This is a genomic window from Neobacillus drentensis (assembly GCF_036965425.1).
Classification (GTDB): Bacteria; Bacillota; Bacilli; order Bacillales; family Cytobacillaceae; genus Neobacillus; species Neobacillus drentensis_F.
The window spans coordinates 2,967-16,044 of the sequence record NZ_JBALPP010000098.1 but is presented as its reverse complement, the minus strand read 5'-3'; the positions used below and the strand labels follow the sequence as shown (position 1 = coordinate 16,044).

Below are 13,078 nucleotides of genomic sequence, written 5' to 3'. Positions count from 1 at the left end.
CTTCCACTAGTTTCGAATATGCCCGGATGAATTGCCCCTTTTTAAAAGGAACCCGCAGAATATAGCTGCTTTAAATAAAATAAAATGGTGTAAAATCTTTACACCATTTTTCCAAAGCTTTTCAAATACTAGAAGCATGATATAAAATGAATAAAATTACAAGCCCAATCCCAACAACATAAGCAAGAAAAACTGGATTTAGCAAAATAGGATGTCTTCGAGTCTTTTCATTGATTTCGGCATCAAACTCGCTTTGCCTTGCAGTTACAAATCTTCCAGTTGTTAGAGTGTATAATAGTCCTCCTACCAATATTAACAATACCAAACCAGACAAAATAAAATACAAGTCAAACAATGTAATAACCACCTTTTTTCCATATTGTTTGAGAAAACATGTTGTAATATTCATCAATTTTTCTTTCACAAAAAAAACAGCAGTGCAAATTAAATTGCACTGCTGTTTGAGGAACCTCTTTTATACTCTATTCGAATGCTCCTTAGTATCTTCAATTATGGACTGCAATCTTACTATCTCTCGTTTTTTCAACAACTACGCCATCAAATGCTGCTTTATAAATGGTATAGATATCTTCTTTCAATAAAGGCATTGGACTACGAGCTAAAATACGTTTTTGCTCAACCGCATCATTCGTTAAACTTTCAAGTGCATCTTCAGCAATGTTAAATCCTTTTAAAGAAGATGGAATATTTACATCTTCAACTAATCGTTTTAATTCAGCTACACATCTGTATGATGCTTCCTCTTGTGAAAGATTTGCAGAACTAAAACCCATTGCATCGTAGATATCCTTCATCCGTTTTTCACAGCTTTGGCGGATATAGCCAAATACATATGGAAGCAATACTGCATTGGAGTCACCGTGTGCAATGTGGAATTGGCCTCCGAGAGGGTAAGCTAATGCGTGAACACCAGCAACCCCGGCATTGAAGAAAGCAAGACCTGCAAGGTAACTTCCGTAGCTCATATCAGTACGAGCTTGTTTGTCTTGACCGTTTGATACAGCCGTACGAATTGAGTTGCTGATTAGGCGAATCGCTTGCAATGCTAACGCATCAGACACAACACTCGCATTTTTAGAAATATAAGCTTCCACCGCATGTGTAAGCGCATCAACGCCAGTTGCAGCTGTAACTTTCGGAGGTAATGAAATCGTTAAAGCAGGATCCACAATCGCTACATCAGCTAACAAGTAGTCATGCGCTACAACATCTTTAGTCGTTTCTAGTGATAAAACGGAAATATTCGTCACTTCTGAACCTGTTCCTGAAGTTGTAGGTATTAAGATTTTAGGAAGGCCTTTTTTCGTAACCTTTTTCGTACCAGTTAAGTTTAAATAGTCTTCTACTTTACCTTCATGTGAAGCTAATACCCCGGCAAGCTTCGTTAAATCTAACGCACTTCCCCCACCCACTCCAATGACCATGTCGAATTGATGATCACGTGTGTAGGCAACCAATTTTTCACCGATTGCCAATGGAGGCTCGGGTACAACATCGGTATAAATTTCTGTTACATAGCCTGCTTCTTCAAGCGGATCTACAACTTTATTTGTTAATCCGATATCAAAAAGGAACGGATCAGTTATGACAAGAATCTTTTTCACATCAAAGCGTTTTACCTCATCTAAAAGGTGTGCTAGCGAATCCCATCCAGTATAACTAAGTGGTGTAAAAGTAATTTTTTCAGACAATCTTGGTCACTCCTTAATTTTGATTCCAAACGACAAGTTTCGTTTCAGTCATTTCAAGGATTGCATATTTTAATCCTTCTTTACCCGTTCCGCTTTCTTTTACGCCTCCGTACGGCATTTGATCTACGCGGTAAGTCGGAATATCGTTAATCATGACACCGCCAACTTCAAACTCTTTTGAAGCTTTGAATGCTGTTTGAATATCATTCGTGAATATCCCTGCTTGCAGGCCATAATTGGAATCATTAATGGCCGTAATCCCTTCATCAACAGAAGAAATACGATTAACCACTACAATTGGCGCAAAAACTTCCTGGCAGGATACTTTCAGAGTAGAGTCTACATTCGTTAAAATTGTTGGCAAGAAGACTCCATTTTCAATCACTCCGCCTGTCACGATTTCAGCACCGTTCTGGGCAGCTTCTTGTACCCAGCTTAGTGCCCTATCTTGTTCATCAGGATTGATCATGGCAGAAATATCCGTTGTTTCTGCAAGCGGGCTGCCAATGACTAACTGCTTTGAAGCAGCAGTAAATTGTCCAATAAATTCATCGAATAATTCATCCATTACATAGATACGTTGCAATGAGATACAAACCTGACCTTGGTTTGAAAAAGCTCCAGCAACACATTTAGGAACGATTTGCGACAAATCAACATTTTTATCAATAATTAAACCAGCATTCGAGCCCAGTTCAAGAGCAACTTTTTTCAAGCCAGCTTTGTTGCGGATCCCTATCCCAACAGAAGGACTGCCTGTGAATGTGATCATTTTTACTTTGTCACTGGTAACTAATGTATCACCCACGGTTCTGCCACTACCGGTAATCACGTTAAAGGCACCTTTAGGCAAAGCTGTTTGATCAATTAATTCTGCTAAAAACAATGCGGAAAGAGGCGTTTGTGATGCCGGCTTAAGAACGATTGTATTTCCGGCTGCAATCGCAGGTCCCACTTTATGTGCAACCAGGTTTTGCGGAAAGTTAAATGGTGTGATCGCCCCAATGACTCCAAGCGGCTGCTCGATCGTGTAACCGAAGCGATTGGCTCCGTTTTTCGCTGCATCCATTGGAATCATTTCCCCAGTTAAACGTTTGGCTTCTTCAGCCGCAAATTTATAGGTTTCAATCGTACGATCGATTTCTCCTAATGCGAATTTCATCGGTTTTGCTGCTTCTAACGAGATTATTTCAGCGGCCTTTTGTCGATTTTCAATGAATAGTTGGGCAATATGTTCTAAAATCGCTGCACGCTCATAGGCAGTCAATTCTTCCATTTGTTTTCTCGTCTTGTAGGCGATGTCAATTGCTTGGTCTACTTCATCACGTGTTGCTTGTGGAATTTGAGCGATTACTTCTTTAGAGTATGGGGAGTGGAGATCTGCAAATTTCTCTGCAGTCTTCCAATCACCGTTTACGTAATATTGCTTTTTCATTTAACTTACCTCTTTCATTTCTTCTTTTTTAGATGATTCCAAGGAATCTTTGACGAATGTAGCATCAACTTCACCTTTGAAGAAGTCCTTACCATAAATTAAGAAGCAAAGCAGGATTCCAACTGCAAATGCCCATGAAGCACCTTTGATGACAAGGAGGGCAGCCACAATTCCAGCTATTCCTAAATCACGCTGGCTCCGTGCCTGCATGATCCCAATCCGGACACTTACATAACCTTGGACAAGCAATGTCAAAGCTAAAGCTACGCCTAGAATCGGCTGAACTAAGCTGACGATTGGCAATAATAAAAGGGCTGTATTTGTACCCCAACGGAAAGATCCAATTCCCCCAAAAAAGGAATTCATTGCTTTTTTTCCTTCTTTAAAGCGTTCAATGGCGACCACCTGCATCGCGGCCCACATTGGACCACACATGGTAATATCAGGACCGATCATACTCATCAGTGTGTTTCTACCACCAAAAATTAAATGGGCTCGGTTTGGATTGTAATCCACTTTTTCATCGGTTCTAACGGCATCGGATTCAGAAAGCAATGCTTTCGTTTTAAGAACATCACCGAATACCACTAGATACGTAGCCAGCACGGCAGGGATTGCTTTTAGAAAAAAGGCGACCGCTGGAAATCCTAATCCGAAAACAGTGTACTCCGCAAACAGGGTAGCAAAATCTGGTTTACTAAATCCCCATTGAATATCAGGCCAATTTGCTTCTCCAAATAGTGGGGCAACAATAACTGCGAGAAAAATGGCCGGAAGAATGCCAAGATTACCTAATAGAGTGAATAAAAATCCTTTATTATTTTTTCTAATGCGTTCAAATGACTTTGAAAAAGTAAGGAAAAAGGCAAATCCTATACAAATCGAAATGGTGAACGGGAATTTTTCAAATTGTCCGCCTGCTCCGAAAACGGAAGTGACTGCTCCAATACCTGCCCCAAGTATGATTCCTGTTTTAATGGCATTTGGAACCATATGGACAACTTTACTTGCTAAGCCGGTAATACCCAGAATGATGGATAAAATACCTAATGTTAACTGAAAGGCGACGAGGGCATAAACCCGATCTGGCCCCTCTTCAAATTGAGTAACAAACAAGACAATTAGCGGAATCGCTGGTGTAATCCATCCTGGAATAACGGGATCACCCAATATATGGTGAAATAAATAAAGAAGCCCGTTTAATACAACAACCGCTAAAGCAACCTCAAAAGGCATGTGTAAATGTTGGCCTAATAGAGTAATAGCCCCCAAGTCAACTGCACACATTAATAGACCTTGAACATAATCTGGCCATTCAAATCGGTAATGAATAAAAGGCAGCCTAATCTTAAAAGGCCCTGCTGGCATGAATGGTGATTCATCCCCATGACGACGATTTTTCCATTTCATAAATCATTTCTCCCCCTTTTGGTTGTAACCCCTTTCAAATCTCTGTGAAAATACTACCCCTTTTGTAATATTCACTTATGAATACGTAACCATTTTTAAGAAATGTTAATTCATTCTTTCAACCATTCCTCCTTAGTGAAAGGTTGAAAGAATATTAGGTTATGTACCATTTAAAATGGTTACGTATTCATTTTGAGGCAAAATAGAAAATCAAACCTTATTGTTCATTTTCTATTTTTCTAGTTGTTCTTCTGTTGAATATTTTAACAGGTTCAGTTATTTTAATGCAATCATTTTTTTTATTTTCTATCATTTTAATCAATTCAGAAATCGCCAAGTCCCCTAGATTTTGCTGCGAGATACTGCCTACAGTAGTCAATTGGATCAATCCATGCTGACTAATGTCTACGTTATCAATCCCAATAATACTTAAGTCATCCGGTACTTTGAAATCTTCACGGATGGCATCGTCTATTAAATTTAATGCCAAAGAATCCGCACCAGTACAAATGGCGGTAGGACGATGCTCCAGTTTCATTAAGCGGTGGAAAGCAGTTGAAATTTCTTGTTTAGAAGTATCAGTGTTAAAGATATATTGTTCGGACAATGGTAGGTTATAATCTTTGATTGCTTGAAGAAATCCAGAATAACGGTTGTTAAATGTACTGACTGTCAAAGGTCCGCCAACCCATGCAATGGTTTTATGACCTAGCTCAATCATGTGTTTTGCCGATAAATATCCAGCTTGAACATTGTCAATTTCAACAAAGTTTTCATTTTTTTTATGCTTTCGATTGTATGTAATGAATGGAATATCCATTTGTTTAAGCTTTTCGAATATTGGATCATCAATCAAAATACACGATAGAATGATACCATCCACTTTATTTTCAAAAGCGGTCGCATATGCTTCAGGCAATTTATGATCGTTTACGTACTGTACGTTTACCCGGTACCCCATTTCATTAGCATAATTTATAATCGCGGATGTTGTATCAACAAAAAATGGGTTGTGCAAAGGTCCGGATAAAAGAGCAATTGTATTTGTTTTATTTTGGACAAGTGATCGCGCATGAGCATTAGGTATATAGTTCAACTCGTCAATTGCTTTCATAACTTTATCAAGGGTAGGTTTTTTAACAAATTCTGGCGTGTTTAATACACGAGAAACAGTTGTTTGGGATACGCCTGCGTGTTTTGCGACGTCTTTAGATGATACCAAGGCGGTACCTCCTTTTTTATATAAAGATTAATTAAATTAAACGCCTATGTATTGGTGAAGACGGAGGTACATGGAACTCCACGTTTTTTACCATTATATAATATCTAGAGGCATTTTTCTTGTCAGTTTTTAATATACAATTATTCTTTATTATCTATTGCTGACTTTACTTATGTAATTTTTCCTATTGCCTTGTGTATAATTTTCAACATAATATTGCCTCCCTGATTCTTATAAATACTCATCCTTACTGATGTTCTAATTGCTCACACTCAGATTGTTTGATTCCCAAACATTTACTTCGTTTCTTTTATCATTTATATAGATAAAAGGAAAGGAAATGGTCGGGGTTACGGAAAATATTTTTTTGACTTTTTTTGTGAACTGGTGAAAGTGGAAGCCGACAAATAGTAACAAATTGCAAATAAAAAATTCCGCTAAGATATTTGATTAGCGGAATAATGTAAATATTAGTCTATTTGAGAAATGCCTTAATATTTAAGTTATATATTTAAACGCTTGCTTTGGTGATTGATACCTTTATTTTCGGGAATAATGTTGTAAATTGTATAGATTGAAAGCATAATGACTGTTGCAATTGAAAGAACCAGGAGATTATAGATTGGGTTAATGGTTAGCCCAAAAGCATGATAATTTGTTCCCCAGTAATAAAATGTTTCCAATGGAGTTCCAGGTTCAGGTATTACACTGTAGAAATAAAATGAGAGCACACCATGACTAATGAAGATGTTATTGAGGACTATTGTAATCAAAAAGTAAACTGCTAAAATCGCAAAACTTTTTATGAAATCTTTGAAATTAATTTTTGGTTTGTAGATATATATCAAGTACAGGGCACCGATTACGATAAATACATGTAATTTCACGTAACAAATGGCACTCACTTCAAATAAGCTAGAGTAATGGACTAATGGATCAGCGAAAATTAACGAAATATAGCCAGCTGGCAATGACAACGTAATGGTAATCAATGATAAATGTCTGTTTCTGGTGAAAATCGCTCCCGGTACAATCAACCAAGCAGACAAATGGCATAATTGCAATGGGATTAAATCGGATACCCCATTCCCCATAAAGTAATTATTAATATTCCTAATGACCATAAAGAGTATTAAAATACCAGACATTACCTTGCCAACTAAATGCTGTATTTCAAAACTTTTCCCTCTCATCACTTTGATGATGACACAAGTAATAATAATCGGAGAAATCATTAAGATGTAATGCGGCCAAGTATACATTTCAAAATGCATAACCCTCCCCCTTCACCTTAAAGTAGAGCCGATTTCATTACATATTTACTGTTGCACATTTAGCTGATCAATTACCTTGCTTCAAAAAACAACTTTTCCTTCATTATTTAGTTTATTTATGCTATTAGAATTATTATGCCTACATACAAGCTCCAAACATGCTGGAACGAAAATCACAGATATAATTACCCTTATTAAGTCTTGACCAAGGGAATCTTATAACTATAGAAAGTGAATCTGATACTCTTAAATTGTACGAGTGGCTAAACTCTCAGACTGCTTAAACCACATAAACCGTTCAAACATCCAACTCATTTTGAAACTCTATTTAACTTTTATCGATATTGTAACTCTTCCATGTTTCCTTAGACCATTACCCATGCAAAAACCCCCAAATATAATATTTGAAGGTTCTGAACACACACAATTTTGGCTTCTCAGTTTCTCACAGGTTCGTTCAAAACGAGCAAAAGATCGTGGTGGTGAGAAGTTATATAATTGATTGAAATTGTTTTTTGGAGAGACTGCGTGGGAATCGAACCCACCAGACCTGGCACGCAGGTCTCAAGCAGTTTTGAAGTTTGCTGACACCTGTTTTTCTAGTACCTTAATGTACCCTTAAATCTTGATAAATCAAGCTTTCATGCTTCCTAGGGTTTTCTTGTAATTTGTAATTTTAAGCATCAATAACTAGTTACAATATTTCTAGAAGAAACTTAAGGATATCAATTAAAACTTTTCAGATTTAATTTCTGATTATAATATATGACTGAATTATCACTAAATCTTTTATTGAGTTCATTAAATAATAAATTAATAAAGTCTTTACTTAGATTGAGCTCGATAGCATTTTTGCATGCTTCTACTAATTTTTCAGTACTAAGTTTATGCATCTTTTTTCACTCCACTTAATTACTGCATAATACAGCAACCTATTTTCCCGAAATTATCTTATTACTAAGTCTGTTTTTTTGAAAAACTGTGTTTCCCCCTCGATAAAGCGAACTGTCCCTGATTTAGCACGCATGACAACAGAATGCGTTGTACCTATATTCTCTTTATATTGTACACCCCTTAAAAGTTCGCCATCAGTAACTCCTGTTGCTGCAAAAATGGCAACATCCCCTTTTACAAGGTCGTCCAGTAAAAAACTCGGGAAGCTAACCCGAGTTTTTTAAAATTAATACTTCTTTTGGTTCAATTTCTATTTCATTTTCTAAAATCTCTCCATTAAATAAATCAGTGTATGAGTTTTTTCCAAGTGATACCTTTTGTAAAATATTGCTGTGGTTTAATATAAATATATATTCATTATTTTCCTTTACTCTTCTAGTTATCTCTACCTCTGCATCAGTTTTAAATATAGGTTTAATACTCTTTTCTTCGCAATATTTTTCAATTAATACTTTTATTAAATTGTCCTCTGGTTCCGATGCCACATATATGGCCTTTCCACTTCCATAAGAATTCTCTGTTATTGCAGGAAAGCCTTTATAGTAATCTTCTGTGAAGGTTCCTAGTACAATTGCATTTTCATTGTGAACTACTTCGCATATTAATTTACATTCAAAGGTTTTCTCATTTTCCTCCAGCTGCTTTTCTGCCTTTATTCCATTCTTCATATCAAGATACAGTGCATCAACCTCTTCTACCCATATACCAAGCAGTTCCTTAAAGGCACCTGGATATCCACCAAGTCTTACAATATCATTTTCATCAACAATGCCACTAAAGAATGTTGTTATGAATGTACCGCCCCTACTTACAAATTTATTAATATTTTCTATAGAGGCATCACTAACCATATATAAAAGAGGAGCTATTACTAATTCATATTTTGATAAATCTGAGGTAGGTTCAACTATGTCTAACGGTATATTTAAATCATATAAGGCTTTATAATATTTCATTATTCTATCAATATATGTTAAATCTACACTGGGCCCACTTGAATATTCAACTCCCCACCAATTAGCCCAATCCATAATTATTGCAACCTTTGATTCAGTTCTAGAATCAATTATTGTATCCTGAAGGTATTGTAATTCCTTTCCTAATTGGCTTAGTTCTTTTCCCATCCGCGTATTTTCATGTCCAACATGAGGCACCATAGCAGCATGAAATTTTTCACAGGCTCCTAGAGATTGTCTCCATTGAAAAAACATTATTCCATCTGCACCGTGGGCTATACATTGATAGCTTAACAGCCTCATTACCCCTGGTCTTTTTTGAGCATTATAGGCTTGCCAATTTTGCTGACTAGGTGTTTGCTCCATTAATAAAAAGGGTTTTCCTTTTTTTAATCCTCTTATCACATCATGTCTAAAAGCAATTACACTTGGATTATCTTTATTTGACGGATAACTATCCCAAGAAGCAACATCACATTGTTCTCCCCACCTAAATAAGTCTAACTCATGGCTTATACTCCATATATTAGTAGTAATAGATGTTTCTTTATGATATTTTCTTATTTCCTGCACTTCTCCATTAAAGCATTCTAACAAACTATTTGACATGAACCTTTTGTAATCTATAGCCATAGGCTGAAAATAAGTTCCATCTCTTCCTGCTAAAGCCCCTGGTAAAATCTCTGTTAAAGCAGATGGTACCTCAATTTCATCAAAGTCATATATTGTATGACCCCAAAAGCTTGTATACCAACATCTATTTAAATTTTCTAAAGTTATATATTTATTTTTTAACCATTGTATAAAAGCTTGTCTACAATTTTCACAGTAACAATAGGCACCATATTCATTGTTAACATGCCATAACACAATTGCTGGGTTATTTTTAAAATGTTCAGCCATTTTTCCAGCTATAGTACTTGACAATCTCTTATAGTTGGAACTATTTGGACAAAAATTCACCCTTCCACCATGTTTACGTTTGCGACCATAAATATCCGTTCTTGTAATATCCGGATATTTTTTACTCATCCAAGCTGGCTGAGCTGCAGTTGGTGTAGCCATGTTTATGAAAATACCATTTTCATATAGAAGATTTACTATTTTATCTAACCATGAAAAATCAAATTCCTCTTCACTTGGCTGCAATTTAGCCCATGAAAATACAGGGAGCGTTACAACATTTACTCCATGAACCTTCATCTGTCTTATGTCTTCTCTCCAAACTTCTTCATCCCATTGATCCGGATTATAATCCGCACCATAAAAAAAATTTTTAATTTTATCATTAATCATGGAAATATCGCTCCTTATAGCTCCATACAAATCCATTTTATTTCATAAGGTTTTAATGAAAGCTTAACAGCACTATTTTTATCTCTGTAAACTTCTGTTTCCTGTACTTTATCTGAATTATTTATAATTGCCACATTGCCTGTTTGCAGGTATGCTGCACACTCAGTATTGCTGTTTGAAGTATACCAAGTGAACATTTCCTCCTCTTTAGCTGCTGCCCAATATAAAGCTCTTAATAAAATTCTTACGTTTTCTGGTGTATAAGGAAGTCCTGAAATATACACTGCTCTACCCTTGCCAAATTCGTTCACAGCAAGATTTATATCTCCATTATCCATTGAAAGAATCTGTGTGTTATCGCTAACCCTATATACATACTTCATTCCTTCGCCAAAATCTATCTCTGACTTTTGATCTTGTAATATAAAGTGGGTCTCCTCTTGAGCCTTATCATGTCTAGTGTAACTTAATGTATAGCCCATTTCTCTATCCACACCTAGTATATCTGAGAGCTGGAAGTACTTACCTTGATGCTGATATGCAGTTGGTTCACCTATACCAATGAATCCGCCTCCATTATGTACCCATTCTCTTAGCTTACCTGTTACTTCATCATCTACCCAATACTTATCTCCTGACCATGCTGTGCCAGCATCACCAGCATTTATAATTACACCTATATCTTCCGGTATGCCCTTTTTCTTTATATCTTCAAAGCTCATAAATACCACATCAACTGGCATACCACTTAAACATTCTATTACCCCTACATATGAATATATTTTCTTATACCATAAAGCATGTGCCACCATATTAGTCTGCCAGCTTCTAAGCTTTCCCCAAGCATTTAACACAGCTACTTTAAATTTGGCAGTATAAGCTTTGGTTCCTTCCATCTTGTAATGGATTTCTCTAAACTCATTAGTGATTTCTTCTATCTTCTCTACAAACTCTGGAAACTTTAGCGCAAGACTCAAGTATCCACCATAACCCATTCTTTCCACTGGTTTTCTAAGGATTGCACGCCTTGCTTGTACCCAATTTTCTACTGCTTCCTTTGTAGGGTTTCCACCTTCATAAAAGGTATCTGGAAAGAAATATGGCAGAAATCTTCCTTCTGTATATTTGACGTGAGGAATATCGGAAATCAATCTTAAAGTAGCTCCGCTTCCCACAGAGCCTACCACTGAATCTAGTCCAATGTTTCCAAAATAATCTCCATAAGGCTCTGTTCCAATCCAATTATCACCTAAAAACATCATTGCTTCTTTTCCATAGCTATGACATAAATCAACACATTTTTTAGCATTTTCAGATACAAAGCCTTGAACAAAATCAATCCAATCTAAAAATTCCTTAGAAGGTACTCTAAAGGGGGAATTATAATATCCTTCATCAACGAAAGATTCTGCTCTCAGCCTGTATCCTTTAATCTTTTCAAATTCATCCATGGCCTTTGGACTTACACTTGCACTGTATCCAAACCAATCAACAAACTTTTCCTTTGCTTTGTCATTATAAGCTATTGTGAAGTGGTAAAAAAATGTAGTAAATCTAACAACATCTACGCTGGGATTCTCTTTAAGCCAATTATCTAAATAGCTAAAGATATGCTCCCTGGTTTCTTCATGGATTGCATCATAAGGCATCTCCGGTGCTGTAGTCCAATTATTTGTTAGATGATTATACATTTGAGTTGTATCCCAAACTTGATATGCTAAAAAACTCACAGTATATCTATGCCACTTTTTAGCATTTTTGATTACAACCTTTTGAGTGTTGTAATCAAACTCCCAGTGGTTCACATCTAACAACTCGCCACTAGTTCTATCTATAACCTCCCAATATCTTTTAATATCATGGTCCGTATCTATTTCAAATTGTCTATTAAAGTATCCATCTAAAAGGTCTATTTCTAACACCTCGTTTGCAGCGGTATTATGCTTAGACATTAAATACTGCATTTGCAGTTGATCTCTATGGGAATAGGCCCACTGTTGATCATTTCTAACAGTTAAATAGGTTGTGTATACCTTAATTGCCATATCCATTAATTCCTTTGATAGTATAGTACCATCACTATTTCTAATGGCATCTGCTCCCCATTTTTCTATAATTCTCTTAACCTCATTATCAATTCCTGTTTCCGCCGGTAAAGTAAATCTACCTTTTCTTAAATCTTCTATCACTGCCTTTTCCTCCTTTTACTCGGAACACTGGATTTTCACTACAACACACTATTCCTTCACAGCACCTGCTGCTATTCCACTAAATATATATTTCTGGAATATAAAGTAGATTACTAGAGTTGGAATCATAACTATAACCGCTGCTGCACTTAGTTGTGGAATAGAAGAAGTTCTAGGATCAGTAATACAATTAAAAAGTAATGTACTTAAAGTTCTATGCTCGACTCCTGGCATATATAAAAATGGTATATACATGTCATTTAAAACATCAACAGCTTTAAGTATGCCTAAAGTAGCTGTTGCAGGAATCACCATAGGAAAAATTATTCGCCAGTAAATTGTAAAATAAGATGCTCCATCCATCATGGCACTTTCATCGACTGAAACCGGTATCTGCCGTAAAAACTGATTATAAATGTATATTTGCATTAAATCAGCACCGGCATATATGAGTATAGGTGCTAAAAGAGTGTCATATACACCAATATTAGTCATTAATCCAAATCTTGATATTTCAGTAACAATACCTGGTATGATTAATCCAACTAGGAATATAGCAAAATATGCTTTTTTTAACTTGAAATCAAATCTAGTTAAACAATATGCAACCATAGTGCTAAGTAAAGAATT

At 36.1% G+C, this 13,078-nt stretch carries 10 protein-coding genes and 1 pseudogene; all 11 read right to left on the bottom strand.

Going from position 1 to position 13,078, the window contains the following annotated elements:
- Nucleotides 1-121 precede the first annotated feature (121 nt).
- Nucleotides 122-355 (bottom strand): hypothetical protein, encoded by a 234-nt coding sequence (locus tag V7161_RS21785; RefSeq protein ID WP_223588159.1) that lies wholly within the window; start codon nt 353-355, stop codon nt 122-124.
- A gap of 151 nt (nt 356-506) precedes the next feature.
- Nucleotides 507-1,712, bottom strand: a complete 1,206-nt coding sequence (locus V7161_RS21780) for an iron-containing alcohol dehydrogenase (protein ID WP_335714960.1) — start codon at nt 1,710-1,712, stop codon at nt 507-509.
- Between the two features lie 13 nt (nt 1,713-1,725).
- Nucleotides 1,726-3,147 carry an aldehyde dehydrogenase family protein gene (locus V7161_RS21775; protein ID WP_335714959.1) on the bottom strand — a complete coding sequence of 474 codons (1,422 nt, stop codon included), beginning with the start codon at nt 3,145-3,147 and terminating at the stop codon, nt 1,726-1,728.
- Entirely contained in the window at nt 3,148-4,557 is a 1,410-nt protein-coding gene (locus V7161_RS21770; RefSeq protein ID WP_335714958.1) for a hypothetical protein, read from the bottom strand. It lies immediately after the preceding gene.
- 217 nt (nt 4,558-4,774) lie between these two features.
- Nucleotides 4,775-5,779 (bottom strand): LacI family DNA-binding transcriptional regulator, encoded by a 1,005-nt coding sequence (locus V7161_RS21765; protein ID WP_335714957.1) that lies wholly within the window; start codon nt 5,777-5,779, stop codon nt 4,775-4,777.
- A gap of 503 nt (nt 5,780-6,282) precedes the next feature.
- The gene (locus V7161_RS21760) at nt 6,283-7,053 is read right to left on the bottom strand and encodes a TMEM164 family acyltransferase (protein WP_335714956.1); all 771 of its coding nucleotides are present in this window, start codon (nt 7,051-7,053) and stop codon (nt 6,283-6,285) included.
- Nucleotides 7,054-7,778: 725 nt separating this feature from the next.
- Nucleotides 7,779-7,946, bottom strand: a complete 168-nt coding sequence (locus V7161_RS21755; protein WP_335714955.1) for a sporulation histidine kinase inhibitor Sda — start codon at nt 7,944-7,946, stop codon at nt 7,779-7,781.
- 53 nt (nt 7,947-7,999) lie between these two features.
- Nucleotides 8,000-8,197: pseudogene (locus tag V7161_RS21750) on the bottom strand (fructose-bisphosphatase class II); the annotation flags it as partial.
- Between the two features lie 16 nt (nt 8,198-8,213).
- Nucleotides 8,214-10,259, bottom strand: coding sequence for a beta-galactosidase (locus V7161_RS21745; RefSeq protein WP_335714954.1), 2,046 nt, complete (start codon nt 10,257-10,259; stop codon nt 8,214-8,216).
- A 14-nt stretch (nt 10,260-10,273) separates the two neighbouring features.
- Complete coding sequence (gnpA, locus tag V7161_RS21740; RefSeq protein WP_335714953.1) at nt 10,274-12,448, bottom strand: 1,3-beta-galactosyl-N-acetylhexosamine phosphorylase; 2,175 nt, start codon at nt 12,446-12,448, stop codon at nt 10,274-10,276.
- A gap of 48 nt (nt 12,449-12,496) precedes the next feature.
- A partial coding sequence (locus V7161_RS21735) for a carbohydrate ABC transporter permease (protein WP_335714952.1) occupies nt 12,497-13,078 on the bottom strand: 582 nt, incomplete at its 5' end.